This window comes from Bordetella genomosp. 10, from assembly GCF_002261225.1.
In the GTDB taxonomy this organism is placed as follows: domain Bacteria; phylum Pseudomonadota; class Gammaproteobacteria; order Burkholderiales; family Burkholderiaceae_B; genus Bordetella_C.
The window spans coordinates 1,282,648-1,303,769 of the sequence record NZ_NEVM01000002.1 but is presented as its reverse complement, the minus strand read 5'-3'; the positions used below and the strand labels follow the sequence as shown (position 1 = coordinate 1,303,769).

At 69.4% G+C, this 21,122-nt stretch carries 15 protein-coding genes; 2 read left to right on the top strand and 13 right to left on the bottom strand.

Features of this window, described 5'->3' with window-relative positions; translation table 11 throughout:
* Positions 1-98 precede the first annotated feature (98 nt).
* From CAL29_RS14900 to CAL29_RS14850, 11 genes are all read right to left on the bottom strand, one after another.
* On the bottom strand, positions 99-1,214 hold the full coding sequence (locus CAL29_RS14900; RefSeq protein WP_094853759.1) for an S-(hydroxymethyl)glutathione dehydrogenase/class III alcohol dehydrogenase: 1,116 nt from the start codon (positions 1,212-1,214) through the stop codon (positions 99-101).
* Between the two features lie 68 nt (positions 1,215-1,282).
* Complete coding sequence (locus CAL29_RS14895) at positions 1,283-1,558, bottom strand: metal-sensing transcriptional repressor (protein WP_094853758.1); 276 nt, start codon at positions 1,556-1,558, stop codon at positions 1,283-1,285.
* A 97-nt stretch (positions 1,559-1,655) separates the two neighbouring features.
* Positions 1,656-1,985, bottom strand: coding sequence for a hypothetical protein (locus tag CAL29_RS14890; RefSeq protein ID WP_143277671.1), 330 nt, complete (start codon positions 1,983-1,985; stop codon positions 1,656-1,658).
* A gap of 303 nt (positions 1,986-2,288) precedes the next feature.
* Positions 2,289-2,693, bottom strand: a complete 405-nt coding sequence (locus CAL29_RS14885; protein WP_256977469.1) for a helix-turn-helix domain-containing protein — start codon at positions 2,691-2,693, stop codon at positions 2,289-2,291.
* Between the two features lie 126 nt (positions 2,694-2,819).
* Positions 2,820-4,736: a tetratricopeptide repeat protein gene (locus tag CAL29_RS14880; RefSeq protein ID WP_094853755.1), complete on the bottom strand. Its 1,917-nt coding sequence runs from the start codon at positions 4,734-4,736 to the stop codon at positions 2,820-2,822.
* A complete protein-coding gene (locus CAL29_RS14875) occupies positions 4,729-5,835 on the bottom strand; it encodes a sugar ABC transporter (RefSeq protein ID WP_094853754.1) in 1,107 nt (368 codons plus the stop codon). Before CAL29_RS14875 ends, CAL29_RS14880 begins: the two co-directional genes overlap by 8 nt.
* Positions 5,836-5,878: 43 nt before the next feature.
* A complete protein-coding gene (locus CAL29_RS14870) occupies positions 5,879-6,598 on the bottom strand; it encodes an ATPase (RefSeq protein ID WP_094853753.1) in 720 nt (239 codons plus the stop codon).
* Between the two features lie 10 nt (positions 6,599-6,608).
* Positions 6,609-7,958, bottom strand: a complete 1,350-nt coding sequence (locus CAL29_RS14865) for an ABC transporter permease (RefSeq protein ID WP_094853752.1) — start codon at positions 7,956-7,958, stop codon at positions 6,609-6,611.
* A gap of 10 nt (positions 7,959-7,968) precedes the next feature.
* Positions 7,969-9,072 (bottom strand): polysaccharide biosynthesis/export family protein, encoded by a 1,104-nt coding sequence (locus CAL29_RS14860; RefSeq protein ID WP_179284037.1) that lies wholly within the window; start codon positions 9,070-9,072, stop codon positions 7,969-7,971.
* A gap of 74 nt (positions 9,073-9,146) precedes the next feature.
* Positions 9,147-11,282 carry a glycosyltransferase gene (locus CAL29_RS14855; protein ID WP_094853750.1) on the bottom strand — a complete coding sequence of 712 codons (2,136 nt, stop codon included), beginning with the start codon at positions 11,280-11,282 and terminating at the stop codon, positions 9,147-9,149.
* A gap of 69 nt (positions 11,283-11,351) precedes the next feature.
* Positions 11,352-13,820 carry a hypothetical protein gene (locus tag CAL29_RS14850; protein WP_094853749.1) on the bottom strand — a complete coding sequence of 823 codons (2,469 nt, stop codon included), beginning with the start codon at positions 13,818-13,820 and terminating at the stop codon, positions 11,352-11,354.
* Between the two features lie 360 nt (positions 13,821-14,180).
* Between CAL29_RS14850 and tviB the strand changes: the two genes are divergently transcribed.
* Entirely contained in the window at positions 14,181-15,458 is a 1,278-nt protein-coding gene (gene tviB, locus CAL29_RS14845; protein WP_094853748.1) for a Vi polysaccharide biosynthesis UDP-N-acetylglucosamine C-6 dehydrogenase TviB, read from the top strand.
* A 4-nt stretch (positions 15,459-15,462) separates the two neighbouring features.
* A complete protein-coding gene (locus CAL29_RS14840; RefSeq protein WP_179284036.1) occupies positions 15,463-16,326 on the top strand; it encodes a winged helix-turn-helix domain-containing protein in 864 nt (287 codons plus the stop codon).
* Between the two features lie 16 nt (positions 16,327-16,342).
* Here the strand turns inward: CAL29_RS14840 and CAL29_RS14835 are convergent, their stop codons facing one another.
* A complete protein-coding gene (locus CAL29_RS14835; protein WP_094853746.1) occupies positions 16,343-19,057 on the bottom strand; it encodes an excinuclease ABC subunit UvrA in 2,715 nt (904 codons plus the stop codon).
* Between the two features lie 166 nt (positions 19,058-19,223).
* A complete protein-coding gene (locus CAL29_RS14830) occupies positions 19,224-21,011 on the bottom strand; it encodes an adenosylcobalamin-dependent ribonucleoside-diphosphate reductase (RefSeq protein WP_094853745.1) in 1,788 nt (595 codons plus the stop codon).
* Positions 21,012-21,122: the final 111 nt, after the last annotated feature.

The following is a 21,122-nucleotide window of genomic DNA, read 5'->3' as shown; positions in this document are numbered from 1 at the left end:
GGGCCACGCCCGATGATGCAAAAACGCCCCGGCAGCCGACGGAAGGCCGGTTTCCGGGGCGCGGCGCGTGGGGCGCGCTTAGAGTTTAGGTCCTGACCTTAGTCCTGATAATGGACGACCGAGCGGATCGACTTGCCTTCGTGCATCAGGTCGAAGGCCTCGTTGATGCCCGTCAGCGGCATGGTGTGCGTGACGAAGGGTTCGAGCTGGATGCGGCCGGACATGGCGTCCTCGACCATGCCGGGCAACTGGCTGCGGCCCTTGACGCCGCCGAAGGCCGTGCCCAGCCAGCGGCGGCCGGTGACCAGTTGGAAGGGGCGGGTGGAGATTTCCTGGCCCGCGCCGGCCACGCCGATGATCACCGACTGGCCCCAGCCGCGGTGGGCCGCTTCCAGCGCCGCGCGCATGACGTTGACGTTGCCGATGCACTCGAAGCTGTGGTCCACGCCCCAGCCCGTCATCTCGACGATCACCTGCTGGATGGGCTTGTCGTAGTCCTTGGGATTGATGCAGTCGGTGGCGCCGAAGGTTTTCGCCAGCTCGAATTTGGCGGGGTTGGTGTCGATGGCGATGATGCGGCCCGCCTTGGCGAGCTTGGCGCCCTGGATGACGGCCAGGCCGATGCCGCCCAGGCCGAACACCGCGACGCTGTCGCCTTCCTGCACCTTGGCGGTGTTCTTCACCGCGCCCAGGCCGGTAGTCACGCCGCAGCCCAGCAGGCAGACGTGTTCGGGATTGGCCTGCGGATTGATCCGGGCCAGCGAGACCTCGGCGACGACGGTGTATTCGCTGAAGGTCGAGCAGCCCATGTAGTGATAGACCGGCTGGCCGTTGTAGCTGAAGCGCGTGGTGCCGTCGGGCATCACGCCCTTGCCCTGGGTGGCGCGCACCGCCACGCACAGGTTGGTCTTGCCGCTCTTGCAGAACAGGCACTCGCCGCACTCGGCGGTGTAGAGCGGAATCACGTGGTCGCCGGGCTTGACGCTGGTCACGCCGGGGCCCACCTCGACGACCACGCCGGCGCCTTCATGGCCCAGCACGGCGGGGAACAGTCCCTCGGGATCGTCGCCGGACAGGGTGAACGCATCGGTATGGCACACGCCGGTGTGCGTGATCTTCACCAGGACTTCGCCCTTGCGGGGCGGTTCGACGTCGATCTCGACGATCTGCAGGGGTTTGCCGGCTTCGAAGGCAACGGCGGCGCGGGATTTCATGGACAGGGCTCCAGCAAATGAATGGAAGACGAAGGCGGGCGCGCCCGCCGGAAGAAGGGCGGGGCCGCCTACCGCAGGTAGGCGCGCACCAGCGTGGTCATGTCGCGCACGCGCTGGGCATGCCGCGGATCCTTCCCGGAGTAGTCATCGAACTCCTCGCGGATGTGCGATTCCAGCACCTCGGACATCAAGGCGTTGGCGGCGCCGCGGATGGCGGCGATCTGCTGCAGGACGAGCGCGCACTCGGCGCCGGCTTCCAGCGCGCGTTCCAGCGCCTCCGCCTGGCCGCGGATGCTGCGCACGCGGCGAAGCGCCTTCTTCTTCTCGTCGGGGGTATGTGGCATGGGCGAATACTACACCCCCGGGGAGTGTCCGGGCAAGCGCTCGACACCCGCATTGCGGATGCCGGAGACCGGCGCGGCGGAAGACTGGATCGAAGGGCTATTGCAAGCCGTAGCGCGCGGTCATCAAGTCCGCCACGGCTTCGATCTTCGAATTCAGCAGGTCCAGGGAGGTAATGCAGAGCGAGAGCAGGTCGTCGATCTGCGCGCGGTCGAAACGGCCGTTCGCGCCGGAGTCGTCCGCTTCGTCGTCGTCCTGCGCGCGCAGGATGAGCAGCAGCGAACCGACTCCCGAGGCAATGGAGCGCGAGAATTCCAATGCGTCGAGAAGCGGAAGCGCGTCGATCTTGTGCTCACGGGCGACTTCATAAACGGTCCTATCAAATCGCTTGTAAGTGCTTCCATTCCGTTTGCTAGTCAAGTCTTCCATGACACCGTCAGAGTTTCCGTGGCGTGCGGGATCGAGCTGCGGCTGACGTCCGGCCCCGGCGTTCGCCTGCGAGTCCGGCGCGAATGCATGGCATTCGGCGCGGCCGCGCGAGCGTTGTCTTTCCCACCGGACCTCAACGCGCTCGAGGATTTTTCAATACTGGGCGAAATATACCGATAAATAGATATCGCAAAAACACAATTGTGTTTTATCTATACATAATTGTGATCGAGAACCGGATTTTTTCCAGCCTATTGGCTCGCGGTTTGCATTTTGCAACCTTAAAGACACTTCTAGCAGCGTTCACTCCTTGCCGCTGCGAGACCGGATGAAGGTGTAGACCAGCGATTCCAGCAGCATCTTGTCGGCGGCGGAAAGCTGGCGGAACCGTGCATAGGGCACGGTCTGGAACGGCCATTCCGCCGGGGAGGCCGTGGCAGCGCGCCTGGCGGCCCGGGGCGCGGGCGCGGCGGGCTTGGCGGCGGCCGCGCCGATTTCCATGGGACCCTCGCCGCTGCTGAGCCACACGGCGGAAACGTTCAGGGCCTGGGCCAGCTTCATCAGCGCCGCGCCGGAAGGTATGGTCCGCTGCCCGCTTTCATAATTGCCGATGGCGCTTTGCGCCAGCCCGCTGGCGCCGGCCAGGGTTTTCTGGGTCCAGCCATAGCGCAGGCGTGCCTCGCGCACCCGTTTACCGAAATTCTTCACGGTCATCCTTTGGTAGGGCAACACGCTTCCGGGGCGGACAATCATTCCGCCGCCCCGGAAGTGGGCCGACGGCTGGCATTTTAAACAGCGGCCGCCATCTGGTGCACCGGGAAAAAGGGGGAAAACTCAGCGGATATGCCGCCATAAACCGCCGCTCAGGCGGAGGTTTTCCGGCGGTCCGCCCAGGTATTCGCGCAGGACGGCGAGATAGGCATGGCGCCAGCGCGTCGCATAGCGGCCGACGTCCTCGCCGGGTTCGGGGCGGGGCAGCATCTCCATGTGCAAGGCGATGCGGCCGTCTTTCCAGGCGGGCGCGTAGAAAAAGGACGGCGCGCCGGTGCGGAAGGCCGCGCGCGCGGCGAAGGACGAATAGGTGATCTCCTGGCCTTCGAAGGGGATGCGGGGCGCCGCCGGCGTGGGCGCGCCGTCCACCGCCAACCCCACCATATAGCCTTGCTGGAGCGCCTTGAAGCTGGCCTTGGCGACCTGGACTTCCGTTTGGTCGCTGGTGGAAATCAGCGAGGCGGCGTAGCCGGTGCGCGCCACGCTCGGCGTGGAGGCCAGCCAGCGCGCCCGGACGCCCAGCAGTTCCAGCACCATGGGGCCCGCGTACATGGGGCCGACGTGGGCCGTGGCCACGACGATGCCGCGGCCTTCGGCCAGCAAGGGCCGCAGGAAGGACTCCGCGGCGTCCAGGTCGTCCAGCAGGGCCATGGCTTCGTCGGCCCGGTCGTCGCGGCATTCCAGCCAATCCAGCATCAGGTGATCGACCAGGTTGCCCCAGCGCGCGGCACGCTCCCATTGCGCCCGGTCGGCGGAGCCGGCGCCGCGGCGCATTCCCCAGGCCCAGTCCAGCCGCGCCTGGGGAATGCGCACGCCGTCCGCGCGCCGCGCCAGGTCGTCCAGGCCTTGCCGGAAGCTGGCGGGCAGGGCCGCGGCGCGGCGCTGGATGAAGGCGTCGAACAGGGCGTCCGCCTCGGCGGCGCGGCCCGCCTGGGTCAGGGCGGCCGCCGCCTGGCGATGCCAGTCCAGCCGCCCGGGGACGGCGTGAACCAGCTTCAGGGTCTGCTCGGCCGCTTCGGCATGGCGGCCGGTATGGCGCAGCGCTCTCGCGTACAGGGCGCGGACGTGCTCCAGGCCCGGCTGCCGTTCGCAGACGCCGGCCAAGGCGTCGGCCGCCGCGTCGTAGCGGCCGGCGCGCAGCAAGGCCTCGCCGTACAAGGCGTTCAGGGACACGTCGTCCGGCGCCAGCCGCAAGCCGGCCTCCATATGGGCCAGGGCCTGCGCGTGGCGTTCCGCGGCGCCCGGGCCCGCCAGGCAGGCCTGGGCGAGCTGGGCGCGCAGGGCGGCGCCGTCCTGTCCGGCCGCCAACGCGGCCTGGCCGGCGGCGAGGGCCGTGGGCGCGTCGTCGACGGCCAGCAGGGCGCGCACCGCGGCGGCGGCCGTGCGCGCGTCGGCATAGCGCGCGGGATCCATGCCCCTGGCTACGCGCGCGGCGGCCTCGGCGTCGCCGGCGCGCAGGAGCGCGGTCAGCCAGATGCCGGCCTCGGCGGGCGCCTCCAGCGCCTGCCCGGCGGTGTCGCGCGCGATATCGCCCGCTTCCCGCGCGCGGCCGGCCATGAGGCGCAGCCGGATGCGGGCGGCGTGCAGGGCGGCGTCCGCGGGCTGGACGGCGGCGGCGAGGTCGATGTGCCCGATGGCCTCGTCCCAGCATTTCAGGCGGCCCAGCAGGCTGGCCAGGAGCCGGTGGTCGTCGGCCAGGGCGGGGTAGGCGCAAGCCAGTATCCGCAGCACCCGTATCGCGGCGTCCAGGGCGCCGTCGCGGATGAGCGGGCTCACGACGTGCCGCCGCAAGTCCGGGCGGCCCTGCGCGGCGCGCACCAGGTCCGGCGTCAGCATGGCGATCCCTTCCGCCTGGTCGCCCTGGTTGATGGCCTCGATGGCGCGCAGCAGCCGGGCGCGCGCCTGATGCGGCGCTTCCTGGCCGGCTGGTTCCGCATCGATCGCGGCATCCGGCGCGGCGGCCGTCCCGGTTTCAACCATGGCTCGCGCTCCCCGACAGCCCGCGCGCGAGGTTGACGACGAAGGCGAGAACCAGGCCGGCGGCCAGCGCTTCCAGGAGCAGGATGGGAATATCCGGGCTGCCGGGACGGATCTCGGGCACGGGATTGGCGATGACGCTCAGGTAGCGCTGCAGGCGCAGCGTGTCGGTAAAGGCCTGTTGGTAGTTCTGCCGCGCGGTCGCCAGGTTGGCGTCGGTGAAGGCCTGGGCGTTCTTCAGCGTCTCGTACGATTGCAGCGCGCTGGCCTCCGTGTCGCCCTGTCCGCTCATGCGGCCGCGCACGTCCCGCAGGCGTTGCGACAGCGCGGCGACCTGCATCTCGGCGGCCCGCAGCATCGGATGCCGCGGGTTGCCCATCGCCCGGATCTTGTCCAGGCTGACCCGCGCGGCGTTCAACTCCGCCTCGATCTGGCCGGCCAGGTTCAGCAGCATGGCGGCATTGGCGGCCGGATCGATGTCGCCGTGCGCGTGGCGCCATTCGGCCAGGGCCGCCAGGGCGTCCAGGTCCTGCCGCTGCGCCAGGTCCACCGCCTGCTTGCCGACGCGCAGCGCGTCGGCCACGCCCTTTTCGTCCATGCTGTGCACGAAGGACTGGGCCACCTCGATCAGCGCGTTCGAGATCAGGGCCGCGTCGGCGGACGAGAGCGCGCGCACCCGCACCACGTTGATCTGCTCGAGCATGTTGTACGAGGGGTCCACAGCATCCAGGTAGGCGCGATACAGGGTGTCCTCGTCGGCGTCGCGCGCCAGGCGGTTCAGCGGATCGAGGCCGGCATACGCCAGGCGCCCGCGCAGGTCGATCTTCCGGTCCAGTTGGCGCATGCAGTCGCGCGACTTGAGGAAATCGTTGACCGCCCAGCCGTCCACGAAACCGCCGGCCAGGGCCGATCCGTTGCCGGCGGCGGTCAGGCCGGTGGCGCCCGCCGGCGCGGCCGCCTGCGGCATGCTGGAGCGCACCGAGAAACGGGTCTCCGCGCCATAGCGCGGCGCCGCCACCAGGACGGCATAGATGCCCGCCAGAAGCACCGGCAGCAGGACCAGGGCAACGGTCAGCCAGCGGCCCCGCCGCCGCCGGCGCATGGCTTGCTCCCGTGCGCGGCGCCGCTGCGCCAGGTCGCCGTCGTCAGACGCCGAACTGTCCTCCGGCGTAGTCCTCGATGATGCCTTCTCCTCCCTGATCGGCGGATTCGCTTCGGGATTGCCGGGCGGGGAAGCGTCGTATGCAGCGGTCGAGGTCGGCGTCGACGCGGAAACCGTTTCGTTCATAAACTAGGCCTTTGATGCAGTAATCGGTCATCTGGTTCTGGCGGTACGTGGAAAGGATCAGCGTGCGGCCGACCAACCTTTCCTCGAACAAGCCCAGCCAGAGACGGGTGAAGCGGCAGGGTTCGAAAGGAATCGCGCCCTCGATGACGTAGATGTCGAAGGCGGGCAGCAGTCCCAGCGCGAAGGAAAATTCCTGCCGGACGAACAGGGGCCAGTGCTCCATGGAGCGGAACAGGTAGTCCGGATCGGTGAGCAGATCGGCCACGAATTCGACGCCGGGCCCGGTCTCCATGCCATAGATCCGGCAGACGAACTCGATCATGCGCAGGCCGGTGGCCCGGCCGCGAATGAAGCCCTGCCGGCCGATTGGCCAGGAAACCTGTCCTGTGTGATGCACCATGCCGCGGCGGGGCGGCCGCAGTCCGGTCAATACGTCGATGAGGGCGCGGTGCAACTCCGGGGTGCGCGACAGCAGGGCGTAGCGCCCGCGCGGCAGGTACAGGTCGGCGTCGTCCAGCAGCAGGCGAGGCATGCCGAAGATGCGCGGCGTATCGGTGACGGCGTTCAACTGGATCATGGCCGTTTCCTCACATGGGCTGGACGTTGCTGCGCACCGCGCGCTCGGCGGCGAGCGCCACCGCGCCCAGGAACACCAGCGAGGTCAGGAAATAGGACAGGCTCGCGTCGCTGGAGCGATAGCTCGTGAAATAGGCGGAACGCAGCAACTGCATGCCATGCGCGAAGGGCGACCACAGGAAAAGGCCCCGATATTGTTCCGGCAACTGCTCGGAAACGAAGAAGACGCCGGAAAACACCTGCAGGATGCGCTCGATCACCGGCGCGAAGCGGAGGAAGTAGGGCCACACGGTGGCGATGCTGCCGAACAGCACGCCGGTGCAGGCGCCGCCCACGCCCATCAGGACCACGAACAACAGGAAGCCGGCCCGGCTCGCCGGCAGCGTGACCAGCCCGAATCCGTATCCCGCGCCAAGCAGCACGGCGAAGACCAGCAGGTAGATGCACAGGTAGATCAGCGCCTGCGTCAGCGCCAGCGTGAGCGGGCTGACGGCTTCCAGGTTGATGAGGGAGCGCGCCGACACGTAGCTGGTGCTGCTGCGAAAGACGATCTGCCGGAACATGATCCACGTCGTGGCCCCCAGCAGCGAGAACGTCGCCACGTCCATGCCCAGGATGTAGTGGACGCCGGTGAGGAAATACAGCGAGGAGATCACGCTGAGCAGCACCGCCGGGCCGAGCAGGGCCCACAGCAGGGCGACGCGGCTTTCCCGGTGGATGACGTGCAATTGCAGGAGCAGCAGCGGAATCAAGGTGCGGGACAGCCGCGCGGACGGCGCGGCGCGCGCGGGAAGCTGGCGCGCGTGGATGCCGGCCAGGCGCCGGCGCAGGGCAGCCAGTTGCGGCGCCTCCTGCGCGGGCAGGTCCATTTCCAGCGCCACGTCCAGGCGCGACGCGCGCCGCCGCGCTTCGCGTTCCTCGACGACCTTGCGCAGGCGGGCGCGGCGCGCGTGGCCTTGCGTCAGCCGCTCGTTGATCTCGTCCAGTCCGGCGGGCGCGTAGCCGGCCGCATGCACGTCGATCTCCGCGCGGATGTCGTGTTCCACCTGGCGGATGACGGCGCCCAGTTGGCGGCGGTGGAAGTCGGCGGTCTCCTCGGCCGGGACCTCCCGTTCGATCCCCCGGGCCTGCCCGTCGCGCAGCGCCGCATAGACGGCGCGCCGCTCGGCCGCCGTCGCGCCCGGCGCGCGCGAGAGCGCGTCGAGCACCATGGACAGCGCGGCGCGCGCCGGCGCGGGGCTGTCCGCCACGGCCGCGGCCGCCAGCAGGAAGGCCTGCTCCGGCGCGGTCTGTTCGCGCGATCCGGCGGCGGCCGCCTCGCGCCGCTGCCGCCAATTCCTGATACGGTCTTCGTTCGACATGGGACGACGCTTACCGGCTCGCGGCATTGGTCACGCCCACCGCGGTGTTGCCGAACACGGACAGCACCTTCTGCACGCGGGTGAAGGGCGCGTCGGAGATGTAGATGGCGTCGCCGTCCTGCACGCTGAACATGCCGGCGTCGGCGATCTGCTCCGGCCGGGTGAAATCGAACTGGTAGACGGTGGGGCGGCCCGGCGCGTCCGGCGCGCCGCCGGCGGCGGCCTGCCGCAGCAGATAGACCGCGCGCGGCTGGGCCAGGCCGTCGTTCAGCCCGCGCGCGTCGCCCAGCGCGTCCATGACGCTGTAGTTGCGGCGCGTCAGCGGCAGGCGGTTCTGCGCGCCCGCGGCGCCCAGCACCGTCAGGTAGGACGACACCGCATGCGCGGTGACGACGTCCCCGGGACGCAGGGCGATGTCCTGATGCGGATCGTTATAGATATCGGACAGGCGCACCGTCCCGGACAGGCCGCCGCGGCGCACCGTGATGGCCAGTTGCTCGGGATTCTGCTGGTTGGGCGCGGCGGCGCCCAGCAGGCCGCTCAGTCTTTCGGTCCCCTGGTCTATGGGATAGGCGCCCGGCTTGGCGAGGTCTCCCTGCGCGGTGACGAGGCGGCCGCGGCGCTGCGTCGGCCGCACCGCGACATCGGAGCTGACGATCACGCCGCGCAGCTTCTGCATGATCTCGTCGCGGACCTCGGCCGGCGTCCGGCCGGCGGCGCGCACCTTGCCGATGTAGGGAATATGGATCCAGCCCGCGCGGTCGACCCGCTGCTCGCCCAGGTCGGAGGCGCCGTTGGGACTGGCGGGGAACATGCCCAGGCCGTCGTTTTCCCAAATGATGATATCGACGCCGTCGCCGGCCGCGAGCGCTTCGTAGTTCAGCGGCGCGGCCTGGCCGAACGCGGGCGGGAAGGTGGCGCGCGCCGCGCTGCGCGTGGCCGCGGCCACCTGCGAGGTGACCGGCACCAGAAGGATGTCGTCGCGCTGCGCGGCGTCCGCGATCTCGCCTTCGTACGGGCCGCTGCGCGGCAACTGGCAGCCTTGCAGCGACAGCACGGCGGCGAGAGCCAGGCCGGCGCGCGCCGGCCATGGCAAAAAACGGAACAAGGTCATGGTCTTGCGGATCCTCGTGAAACAGAAGCGGCGGGCCGGGTCACGCCCAGGCGCGCCGCGGCCGGGCATTGCGGTCAGGCAGCCGCGGCGATGGGGCGGGTGGACGATTCCTCGTTGGCGCCCTCGTGCACGTCCACCATGCACAGGCCGATGAAGGCGTCGATCATGGCTTCCACGGAGAACAGCGAACGCGCATGCTGCCTGCCGAGCTCGATCAGGGTGGGGTCCTCGCGCGCCTTGCCGGCGAGCGAGGCGATCTTCTCGCACGCATCCTCCAGGTCCGGGTGCTCGGCGCTCTTGAGCAGATGGCCGGTCACGCCGTCGATGAAGCATTCGCCCGCGCCGCCGGCCGGCGTCGACACCGTGCACACGCCCAGGGCCTGGGCCTCGATCAGCACGTTGGGCAGGCCCTCGAAGCCGGACAGCAGCACCTTGACGTTCATCCTGGCGTACCAGAAGCCGACCCTGGACGTATGGCCGGCCAGCAACAACCGGTCCGCGATGCCCAGTTTCTCGGCCAGTTCGCGCGTTTGCTCGTGCAGGCGGCCGTTGCCGACGATGACGAAGCGCGCGCCCGGCCGCTTCTGCAAGTAGCGATGGGCCATGCGGATCCAGACGAGCGGCCGCTTGTCCGGCTCCAGCCGGAAGACGCCGCCTATGGTTTCCGTGGCGCCTTGCGTGGCTTGCTCGAACCCGGCCCACTTGCGCTCGTCGTCTTCCGTTCCGTCCGTCGCGATTTCCGGCACGCCGTTGTACAGGATGTGGAAACGCGCCAGCGGCAGGTCCAGCCACTTCGCGTATTCCCGGGCCGCGGCCTTGCTGTTGCTCGCGAACAGGACCCCCGGCACCTCGGCCAGCGCGCGGTACAGCACCGCGTATTCGGGACGGGCCCGCGTCTTGCGGATATTCGGCGGCAGGCCGCGAAAAACCAGATGGATCACGGGCACGCCGGCGATCAGCGCGGCCAGCGCGCCGAACAGGCAAGTGCCGTCCTGCCACAGGCTGACGACGTCGAACTTGCGCTCGCGCAGGTAAGGGCACAGGCGGGTGACGCCATAGTGCACCTGCGGCGGCAGGCGCTCGAGCAGCCGCAGCAGGTCGGGCTCCTCGATCGCCTGGCGCGCGGCGGGCACCGGCGGCATGTGGTTGATTTCCTTGACGCGCACGCCGGCCTCGACCAGGTCGCCCAGGAAGAAATCCATGCGCTGGCCGCGCGCGGCGCTGTCGGCGTCCGTGTGCTGCTTCACCAGCACCTCCACCGCGCAAGGCACCGGCCGGCCGCTGCGCGTGCTTTCCTGGCCGCTGGCCCGCAGGCCGCGCAGCTTGCAGGCAAGCCGGCTCAACTGGCGTTCGGCGCCGCCTGCCCCCAGGTTGCCGGTGACCAGCGCCACGCGCTTGGGCTCGTCGCTGGGCCGGGGAACGTCGCGATCGCGGAAATGCAGGATCGCGTGCTTCATCGCGATGACCTTGACGTCCTCGCCGCGCAGCGCATGCAGCGGTTCGCGCCGGCGGTAGAAATCGTAGTCGTCCATCAGGGTGGCGACCAGCTCGGCCGCCTTGCTGCCCGGCGTCACGCTGTCCACCGCCGGGCCCAGCACGTCCACCGCGTCGGCCAGCAGGCCGCGCTTGTGCAGGGACTTGGCGTAGGAGATGCGAACCTCGCGTCGGTCCTCCCGGCGCAGCAGGTCCTGGAAGATGGCGTCCGCCTGCGCGAACTCCTTCACGTCCGCCAGGAGTTCGGCGCGTATCAGTTCCGCCGCCGGATCGTCGGGCGCGGGCGGCATGTGCCGTTCGATGGCCCGCAGGGTCTCGTCGTGGTCGCGCATCCGCGCAAGGTGGCGCACGTAGTAGCGGACGATGCGCGTGTCGCCGGGATGGTCGGCCAGCAAGGCTTCCCACTGCGGCGCCAGCGCCGGCTGCCTGGCGCGGTCGCGCAGGCGCAGCATCGACAGGCGCACGGCGGCGTCCCGCGGATAGTGGGCGGCCAGCGTCTCGGCCTGTTCCATGGCTTGCAGCGCCGCGGCCGTGCTGCTCGCGGCGCCGACCAGCCGGTCCAGCGCCGCGAGCACCTCGGGCAGGGGCGGGCAGGGCGGCGCGGCGGCGGCGGGCGGCTTGCGCCGCTGGCGCGGCGCGCGCGGGGCAGGGGGAGATGAAGCCGGATCGCCGGCGGCGGCCGTCCGGCCGCGACGTGTTTCGCTGCTCGTACCCATGGTCTGTGGTTCATTCATCCGAAGATTGCGCGCCCCTCTCGGGCGCGCGGGCGGTGCCGCATCGCGGCTTCAGGCGGCCTTGCGCTTTTGCGCGCGGTCGATCCACAACAGGCATTTCTGGATGTTGACGTCGACCAGCTTCGGATCGCCGACCTTTTCCCGCAGGGCGCGCCAGTACGGCAGGGCGTCCGAGAATCGGTGCATGCGCATGGCGCCCACGGCCGCGGCCTTCAGGCCGACTTCGTCCTGCGGATTCAGGCGCAGAATGGCTTCGCCCAGGCGCAGGCGTTCGGCGGCGGCCTCGGCGGCGAGGTCCTTGACCTGGGAGCGCAAGGCCCCCAGCACCCGCTTCATTTCCGAGCGCGCGGCCTGGTTGTCCGGATTGACCTCCGCGACCTGGGCGAGCAGCGCCCAGGCCTTGTCGTGCGACCCCTCGGCCAGCAGCGCGCGGGCGCCGCGGATGGCGCGGGTCTCCAGCTTGGCGAGTTGGCGGGCCGCTTCGTCGCGCGCCCACGTCTCCTCGGGCTGGTCCAGCAGGATCTCGCGATAGGCGGCCAGCGCCTCGATGTAGTGCTCGCTGCGGGCGGCCACGCGCGCCAGTTGTATCTTGGTGGAGACCGGCGCGCCTTCCTCCTCGGCGGCGCGCTTCAGGTGCGCCAGGGCGGTCGGCGTGTCGCCGACGGCGTCCGCGGCGCGGCCCAGGAAATGGTCCAGCTCGGGGAAGGTGAGAAGCGTGTCGCGCGCGATGCCGGTGATGCGGATGGCGCCTTCATAGTCCTTCTCGACGAAGGACTGCCGCACCTCGCGCCGCATCTTCTGTTCCAGCGCGCGGCGGCTGCGGATCAGCGGATTCCCGCTGGGGCGGATCTGCCAACGCGCCTGCAGGTTGTCGGCGGCCTCCAGCAGCTTGTCCGCCATGAGGGCGGCCATGCCCTGTTGCAGCCAGGCGTTGGCGCGCTTCTCCGTCCATGCGGCGCTCTTGGGGGCCTTGCTGTGCGTCACGCCGTTGCCCGCGGCGAGCACCGCCGCCGGCGTGGCGAAGCCGGCATCGGCGGCCATGTTGGCGAGCTCGATGGCGGCGCTCTCGGCCAGGCCCGTGGCGCCGCGCGCCAGCTCCAGGAGCCGGGCACGGTCGCGCAGGCCGATGTGATGTTTCCATAGCGTGACGAGGCTGCCGGCGTGGGCAGGCAGGATCTCCAGCACTTCGGCGGCCCAGCCCGCCCTGGCTTCATCGTCTCCCGCCAACAGCTCCAGGATCGCGTCGGCCGCCTCGGCCTTGTGCTCGGTGAGGCGGAAGACCCGTTTCCAGTCGGCCAGGGCGGCCTCGCGATCCTGCATGCGGGTGGCAGCCACCGCGCTTATGCGCATGATCTCGGGCGTCTCGGTCTCGTCGGAAAGCAGCGCCGCCGCGAGCCGCCGCGCCTGCGCGTACTCGCCGGTGCCGAAGTAGGCGCGCATGAGCAGGGTGTCGGCCTTTTCGCTCGGTCCCAGTTCGGCGCGGGCCGATTCGAGGTTGCCGGTGGCGCCGGCGTAGTCGCCGAGCTCGTACTGCATGCGGCCCAGCAGCAGGCGGTAGTCGGATCGCGCGGGCTCGCGCCGCAGCGCCTCGTGGATGCGCTGCGAGGCTTCCAGGAAGCGGCCGGCGTCCCAGGCGGCCTCGATCTCGATAAGCTCGTCGTGCCGCCGCGCGCTCGCCAGCGTCGACGCCTCGTCGGCGACGGCGGCCGCCGCCCTGGTGCGGACGAAGCGCTTGAACAGGTCGGCGCAAATGCGTTCGGCGAACAGCGGCGTGTAATGCGCCAGGTCCAGGCCGTCGTTCTCCATGGCCGTCATCTGGCTGGTTTCGCGCATGAGCGCGGTCGGGTCGTAGCAAGGCGCGCCCAGGCCCTTGGCGATGTCGCGCACGGTCTGGATCAGGCGCTGGCGCGAGGCGATCGGCGTGCCGTCCGGCGTGTTGGCGTTGACGTGCGTGACGAACACCACCTTGTCCTTGCCCAGCAACTCGACCATCCTCGCCATTTCGCTTTCGATTTCGCCGTCTTCCAGCTCGCGTCTTTCGATGCGGGCCAGGAGGTCGGCGTCGGCGGCGGCCAGTTTGCGGAAATACGCATCCTGCTCCAGCAGCTTGCGCCGTTCGGCGAGATGTTGCGGGGCGGCGAGCGACCAGAACATCCTGGCGCGCGCCCGGTCGGCGAAGAAATCGCTGTAGTGGCGGATCGCGTAGTTGGACTGGATGGGATGGCCGTCGACGGACAGGAGCTTGCGCGACGATATCTCGATGAAATACATGTCGGCCGGCACGTGGGCCTTCTTGCTGAACGCCGGCGGAGTGCTGGGGCGGAAGACGAGCGTCTGGACATCGGCGGGAATCTTGCGCTTGCCGAGCATGAATTCGATCTGCTGCACGGCCTCCGAGCTGGTGTGGACGAAACCGTAGTTGCGCCCGAGCGACAGGGTGAACGGATAGTGCCCCACGCCCGCGCGCAGGGGCGTATGGATGCGGCAAGTTCCTATGGGGGCGATCGTCAATTCGGTCATGGTTTCCTGCAAGGTGGGACAGAAGGAGGCCCGGACTTTCCCGGCGCCGGCCAGGCCGGCGCCGACGGGATAGCGGCGTTCGCGCCAGGCGCGCCGGAGGCTCCGCGAAAGACATGTCTCAAAAGAGAAATCTCAAATGACAAATCTCGGAAGACAAATCTCGAAAGACACTTTTTAAAAACACAATCGTGTTTGATGATTAAACACAATCGTGTATTGTTCCGCAATGCGGTAGTTGAAGATAAATGTGTCTTTTCTTTTTCTTCATAGTGCAATGGAAGGCCGGCCCAGGCCGGCGCGCATCGCTGTTCTCGATTTCCTTCCGCCTATCATTTTTTTCTCTCGACAGAGGGTTGGTTCATGTTGCGACTTGAAGATGTAAAGCTCGGTGTAGTGGGTCTGGGTTATGTGGGATTGCCCTTGGCCGTGGAATTCGGCAAGAAACGTCCCGTCATCGGATTCGACATCGATACACAACGGATACGCGAGTTGAAGGAAGGCCACGATCACACCCTGGAGGTGGCCGCGAGCGAACTGGCCGAGGCCGCGCACCTCGGCTATACCGACGACAGGGAGACGCTGGGGCGCGCCAACGTGTTCATCGTCACGGTGCCGACGCCCATCGACGCCTACAAGCGGCCCGACCTGACGCCGCTGGTGCGGGCCAGCGAAACCCTGGGCGCCGTGCTCAAGCGCGGAGACGTGGTGATCTACGAATCCACGGTGTATCCGGGCGCGACGGAAGAGGATTGCGTGCCCATCCTGGAACGTGTGTCCGGCCTCGTGTTCAATCGCGATTTCTTCGTGGGCTACAGTCCGGAGCGCATCAATCCGGGAGACAAGGCGCACCGGGTGAGCACGATCAAGAAAGTGACGTCGGGCTCCACGCCGGAAACCGCGGAACTCGTCGACGCGCTATATCGGGAAATCATCGTCGCCGGCACGCACAAGGCGGCTTCGATCCGCGTGGCCGAGGCGGCGAAAGTGATCGAGAATACGCAGCGCGACGTGAACATCGCGCTGGTCAACGAACTCGCGCTCATTTTCAACAAGATGGGCATCGATACCGAGGCGGTGCTGGAGGCCGCCGGCACCAAGTGGAACTTCCTGCCGTTTCGCCCGGGGCTGGTGGGCGGACACTGCATCGGCGTCGATCCTTATTACCTCACGCACAAGGCGCAGGCCATCGGCTACCAGCCGGAAATCATCCTGGCGGGACGGCGGCTGAACGACGGCATGGGCAGCTACGTGGTGGCGCAACTGGTCAAGGCGATGACGCGGCGGCGCATCCACGTGCAGGGGGCCAAGGTGCTGGTGCTGGGCCTGGCGTTCAAGGAGAACTGCCCGGACCTGCGCAATACGCGGGTCGCCGACATCATCTCGGAACTGGCGGAATACAACGTCGACGTCGATGTGTTCGATCCCTGGGTGGATGCCGCCGAGGCGTCGGCGGAATACGGCGTCAAGCTGGTCTCCGAACCGCGCAACGGCGATTACGACGGCATCATCCTGGCGGTCGCCCACGCGCAGTTCGCCGAGATGGGAGCAGAGCGCATCCGCGGTTTCGGCCGTGCGGATCACGTGCTCTATGACCTGAAGTACGTGCTGAAACCCCATGAGGCCGACTTGCGCTTGTAGAGGCATGGTGGAGCTGACCTTCCTGATGCTGAGCGATGCGTCTTCCGACGCCGCGCGCGACCTGCTGCGGCTGCGCGACCTGGCGGTGGCGTCCGGGCTGCGCGCCAGGGTCTCGACCAATCCGCTGGCGTTCGCGGAAACGCGGCCCGCCGGCGGCGTCGCCGTCGCCGTCATCGACGGCCTGGGCGCCTCGGGCTACGACGTGCCGTGGCTGGTGGGCGTCCTGCGCTGCCTGCCCCGGATGGCGATCATCATGCTGGCGCCCGACACCAGCGCCGCGCGCAGCCAGGCCCTGCTGGCCGGCGCCGACCTGTGCCTGTCGATTCCCGTCGACGGCGCGGAATTCCGGGCCGCGGTGTGCGCGGTGACGCGCCGGATAGCGGTCCAGCCGGGCGCGCCGGCGGCCTTGGACGAGGCGATCGCCTTCGGCCCCGGCGCGGCGGCGCTGGAAACCGGTCTCGCATTCCGGGCGGCGCCGGCGGACGCCGCCGCCATGGCGCCGCCGGCCGTGGCCGGCGAGCCGAGCGCGGACGAAGGCATGCCGGCGGGCGCCAGGAAGCCCTGGCGGCTGGTCAGCAGGGGATGGACGCTGCTGAGCCCGCAGGGACACCGCATCGACCTGACCGCCACCGAACGCGGCCTGCTGCGGCATCTTTTCCTGGCGCCGCGCGCCATCGTGAGCCATCAGGACCTGGTGAACAGGAATGTCGCCTTCACCCGGCCCGCCAACGAGGGCCGCAGGACCCCGCTGGCAGGCGTCGTCAGCCGGTTGAAGAAGAAGTGCAGGGAGGTGGGCGTCAGCCTGCCCATCCTTTCCTCCCGGGGCAGGGGCTACCGGTTCGCGGAGGACTGCGTCATCGGCGAGTGAGTTATCGGCGAATGAGTCATCGGCGAGTGAGGCGGGCGGGGGACGCCCCGGTGGGAGCGGTCCGAGGGTCGTCCTTCAGGCAGGCCGCGATGAACGGCGCCGTGACGCTGCCCTTGCGCCGCGCCACCGCATCCGGCGGTCCTTCCGCCACGATGCGGCCGCCCTTGGCGCCCGCGCCCGGCCCCACGTCGATGACCCAATCCGCCTGCGCCACCACCCGCATGTCGTGTTCGATCGTCACCACGGTATTGCCCATGTCGACCAGACGCTGCAACTGCACCAGCAGGCGATCCACGTCCAGGGGATGCAATCCGGTGGTCGGCTCGTCCAGGACGTACAGGCTGTGGCCGCGCTGGCTGCGCTGCAGTTCGGTGGCCAGCTTGATGCGCTGGGCCTCGCCGCCGGACAGTTCGGTGGCGGGCTGGCCCAGGCGCAGGTAGCCCAGGCCGATCTCGCGCAGCAGCCGCAGCGGACGCAGGACCGGTTCTTCGCCGGCGAAGAAATCGCAGGCTTCCTCCACCGTCAGGCGCAAGACCTCGGCGATGTTGCGTCCATTCCAGCGGACCTTGAGCGTGGCCTCGTTGTAGCGGGCGCCATGGCAGGCCGGGCAGGGCGCGTACACGCTGGGCATGAACAGCAGCTCCACGCTGACGAAGCCTTCGCCCTCGCACGTGGCGCAGCGCCCCTTGGCCACGTTGAAGGAGAAGCGCCCGGCGTCGTAGCGCCGGCGGCGCGCGTCGGGCGTGGCGGCGAACAGCTTGCGCACATGGTCGAACAGGCCCGTGTAGGTCGCCAGGTTCGAGCGCGGCGTGCGGCCGATCGGCTTCTGGTCCACCTGCACCAGCCGCTGGACGGCGTCGACGTCGCCCGCCAAATGGCCCTGCGTGGTCTCGATCACCGGCGGCTCGTCGGACGCGCCTTCGGCGGCCTCGTCCTCGGGCTCGTGGCCCAGGTGCAGCAGCATCAGTTCCGGCAGGGCCTGCGCGACGAGGCTGGACTTGCCGGAACCGGAGATGCCGGTGACCGCCGTCAGCACGCCCAGCGGGATGCGCGCGTCGACGCCATGCAGGTTATGGCGGTGTATCCCCTTGAGCTCCAGCCAGCCGGAAGGCGTGCGCCCGACACTCGGCGGCAGGGGAATCTCGCCGAACAGATAGCGTCCGGTGCGGGACTCGGCGATGCCGCGCAAGCCCTCCGGCGCGCCGCTGTAGAGGATGCGGCCGCCGCGCTCGCCGGCCTCGGGACCGACGTCCACCAGCCACTGCGCGCGCCGCATCAGCTCGATGTCGTGCTCCACCACGAACACCGAGTTGCCCGCGTCGCGCAGGCGATCGAGGGCGTCGTACAGGGCCTGGCTGTCGGACGGATGCAGACCCGCGGACGGCTCGTCCAGGACATAGATCACGCCGAACAGCATGGCGCTGAGCTGGGTCGCCAGCCGCAGCCGTTGCAGTTCGCCGCTCGACAAGGTCGGCGTCGCGCGGTCCAGCGTCAGGTAGCCCAGCCCCAGTTGCCGCAACGGGCGCAGCCTGGCCACCACGCCTTCGGCCAGGCGTTGCGCCGCCAGGCGCTTTTCCTCCGAAAGCGCGGAGGTGCGGCGCACGTCGGGCGATGCGGCATGGACGGCACGGCGGGAGGCGGCGCGTTCGGCGCGGTCGCGCCGGGTCGCCGCCTCGTTCGTCCCCGCGCCGGCGGCGTGCGCGCGGAAATCGCCCTGCGCGATGGGTTCTAGCAGCGCCGCCGCGCGGTCCACCGGCATGCGCATGAACTCGCCGATGTCCACGCCGGCGAAGGTGACCGACAAGGCCTCTGGCTTGAGCCGCTTGCCATGGCAGGCGGGGCAGGGCCGCCCCTCCATGTAGCGGGACACCCGCTTGCGCATCAGCGCGCTCTGCGTATTGGCGAAGGTGTGCAGGATGTAGCGGCGCGCGCCGGTAAAGGTGCCCATGTAGCTGGGCGCCAGCTTGCGCTTGAGCGCGGCGCGCGTCTCGGCGGGGGTGAAGCCGGCATACACCGGTGCGGTGGGCGTTTCCTCGGTGAACAGTATCCAGTCGCGATCCTTTCGGGGCAGGTCTTTCCACGGGATGTCCACGTCGTATCCCAGCGTGACCAGGATGTCGCGCAGGTTCTGCCCGTGCCAGGCCGGCGGCCATGCGGCGATCGCCCGCTCGCGGATGGTCAGCGAGGGATCCGGCACCATGCTGGCCTCGGTCACCTCATAGATATGGCCCAGGCCATGGCAGGCCGGACAGGCGCCTTGCGGCGTGTTCGGGGAGAAGTCCTCGGCGTACAGCATCGGCTGGTCCGCCGGATAGGCGCCCGCGCGGGAATACATCATCCGCACCAGGCTGGACAGCGTCGTCACGCTGCCCACGGACGAGCGCGCGTTGCTGGCGCCGCGTTGCTGCTGCAAGGCCACCGCGGGCGGCAGGCCGTCGATGGCGTCGACGTCGGGCATGCCCACCTGGTCGATCAGGCGCCGCGCATACGGCGCCACCGATTCGAAATAGCGCCGCTGCGCTTCCGCGTAGATGGTGCTGAAGGCCAGCGAGGACTTGCCCGAACCGGACACGCCGGAGAACACCACCAGCGCGTTGCGGGGGATATCGATGTCCACGTCCTTGAGATTATGTTCGCGCGCGCCGCGCACGCTGACGAAGCCGGCCGCCGGGGCGCTCGAAGCGGCCGGGGTGGTGGTCGCGGGGGAAGATGGGCGGCGGGCTGCGGGCATTCGGTCTCCTGTGTCAGGCTTGGGCGTCGGGCTTACGTGTCTGGCTTAGGTGTCAGGCTTGCACACCGCAAGTCTCGCACAGCAAGCCAGGTGCCGCGTCCGCCGTCGGGCGGCATGGCCTGGCATATCATCCACGGACGCGGCAACCGCCGCAAGCGGCCGAAGCTCAGCAAACGCAGCCGACGGCGCGTTCCCAGGTCTCTTGCGCGCCGGTGTCCTCGATCGCCGCCGGCATCGCGGGATCGGGGCTGAAGACCGTCAAGCCCTTCACGCCGGCGCGCCAGGCCTGGAAATAGATCGAGCTGACGTCGCCCGGCGTGCTCTCGGCGGGCAAGGGAACATGCTTGGAGATGGAGGCGTCCACCCACGGCTGCAGCGCGGCGACCATGGCGACGTGGGCGGCGGGCGATATCTCGGCCGCCCGCTGGAAATACGCGGGCAAGGGCGCGTTCTCGCCCTTGAGGCGCCGCCACAGGCGCCACGCCGCATTGTCGGCTTCCACCCGTGCCACGTCCCCCTCGGGCAGGCATACGTGCCGCGAGGTCCGCCAGGCGGAGACGGGTTCGATACCCGGCGAACAATTGCCGAAGAAGGCGACGCTGACGCTGCCCGCGGGCGCGAACGACAGCAAATGGCTGTTGCGCAAGCCATGGCGCCGGATGGCCTCCGTCACGCGAGGCGCGAACCGCGGATGCAAGGCGGCGGCGGTCTCGTCGAGGTAGAAATCCTGCCGGTACAGGGGAAAGGCGCCGCGCTCGCCAGCCAGTTCCGCCGAGGCGAGATAGGCATGGTCGCGCAGGCCGCCGGCGATCTCGACGGCGAGGGCGCGGCCTTCCTGGCTGTCGTAGCGCAGCCCCATCATGGCCAGGGCATCGGCCAGGCCGGTGACGCCGCAACCGATGCGCCGCTTGGTCTTCGCCTCCGCGGCCTGCTCCTGCAAGGGCCAGCGCGTCAGGTCCAGCACGTTGTCCAGCATGCGCACCTGGACGCGCACGCGCGCGCCCAACTCCTCGAAATCGAAAGCCGGCGCCCCGCCGTGCCCGAAAGGATGGCGAACCAGGCCCGCGAGGTTGATCGGTCCGAGCACGCAGGCGCCATAAGCGGGAAGGGGCTGTTCCCCACAGGGATTGGTCGCCGACAAGGTCTCCACCCCGCGCAGCGGATTGCCTTCGTTGATGGTGTCGATGAAAAGCACGCCCGGCGCCGCGCTGCGGCAGACGGCGCCCGTCAGCGCGTCCCAGAGCTGCCGCGCGGGCAAGGCGCCATAGCGCCACCGGCCGTCCTCGCCCCGGGCGGATTGCCGCTTCGCCGTCGCGCGCGCGGGTTCGGCCCGATGGGAAAGCGTCCAGAGTTCGTCCCGTTGCACCGCCTCCATGAAGGCATTGCCCACGGCGACGGCCAGATTGAACGTGGGCCAACGCCTGCGTCCTTCCTTCGCGGCGATGAATTCGAGGATATCGGGATGATCGCAGGCCAGCACGCCCATCTGCGCGGCCGGGCGGCCTATCATCGTGTGCTGGTTGCGGCAGATCCTGTCGTAGCGGTCGATCACCGCGCAGACGCCGCCGCCCGTGGAAGAGGCCGGCGGTATCGGCGTGAAGTCATAGCCCACGCCGCCGCCCATGTTCATGGTGCGCACCGCGCGCGACAGCGCCGCGTCCACGCCGTAGGGCCACCCGAGCACCGGCTCCATGGCGGCCTGGACGAAGCAATTGACCATGGTGGCATCGTCGCCGGCGGCCGCGCCGGCGTTCGCCATGATGCGGCCCGCGCCGATGCCGCCCTTCATGAAGTTTTCCAGGAAGAGGGCGGCGTAGCGATGGCGGTCCGCCGCGCGCTCGCGCGCCGCCAGCGCCGTGGCGACGCGGAGAAAGGTGTCGCGGCGCGTCGCTTCGCCGTCGCGCGCATAGCGGTTGGCGAAGACGACGTCGGAAATATCGGGAGCGAATGACATCGGCAGTCCTGCGCAAGGTTTCCATCGACGCCGTCGCGGGCATACGCGCCGATGCGCCGGCGACGGCGGTATCGGCGGAGGCGGCGGCAACGTTTCCAGCGGGGCACGTCC

Bases quoted from the DNA above. Each gene is read 5' to 3' on its own strand.
- CAL29_RS14880 (WP_094853755.1), bottom strand. From the start codon at position 4,736: ATGGTTGAAACCGGGACGGCCGCCGCGCCGGATGCCGCGATCGATGCG.
- CAL29_RS14865 (WP_094853752.1), bottom strand. From the start codon at position 7,958: ATGTCGAACGAAGACCGTATCAGGAATTGGCGGCAGCGGCGCGAGGCG.
- CAL29_RS14895 (WP_094853758.1), bottom strand. From the start codon at position 1,558: ATGCCACATACCCCCGACGAGAAGAAGAAGGCGCTTCGCCGCGTGCGC.
- CAL29_RS14830 (WP_094853745.1), bottom strand. From the start codon at position 21,011: ATGTCATTCGCTCCCGATATTTCCGACGTCGTCTTCGCCAACCGCTAT.
- CAL29_RS14850 (WP_094853749.1), bottom strand. From the start codon at position 13,820: ATGACCGAATTGACGATCGCCCCCATAGGAACTTGCCGCATCCATACG.
- CAL29_RS14860 (WP_179284037.1), bottom strand. From the start codon at position 9,072: ATGACCTTGTTCCGTTTTTTGCCATGGCCGGCGCGCGCCGGCCTGGCT.
- CAL29_RS14835 (WP_094853746.1), bottom strand. From the start codon at position 19,057: ATGCCCGCAGCCCGCCGCCCATCTTCCCCCGCGACCACCACCCCGGCC.
- CAL29_RS14870 (WP_094853753.1), bottom strand. From the start codon at position 6,598: ATGATCCAGTTGAACGCCGTCACCGATACGCCGCGCATCTTCGGCATG.
- CAL29_RS14840 (WP_179284036.1), top strand. From the start codon at position 15,463: ATGGTGGAGCTGACCTTCCTGATGCTGAGCGATGCGTCTTCCGACGCC.
- CAL29_RS14890 (WP_143277671.1), bottom strand. From the start codon at position 1,985: ATGGAAGACTTGACTAGCAAACGGAATGGAAGCACTTACAAGCGATTT.
- CAL29_RS14875 (WP_094853754.1), bottom strand. From the start codon at position 5,835: ATGCGCCGGCGGCGGCGGGGCCGCTGGCTGACCGTTGCCCTGGTCCTG.
- CAL29_RS14900 (WP_094853759.1), bottom strand. From the start codon at position 1,214: ATGAAATCCCGCGCCGCCGTTGCCTTCGAAGCCGGCAAACCCCTGCAG.
- CAL29_RS14855 (WP_094853750.1), bottom strand. From the start codon at position 11,282: ATGGGTACGAGCAGCGAAACACGTCGCGGCCGGACGGCCGCCGCCGGC.
- tviB (WP_094853748.1), top strand. From the start codon at position 14,181: ATGTTGCGACTTGAAGATGTAAAGCTCGGTGTAGTGGGTCTGGGTTAT.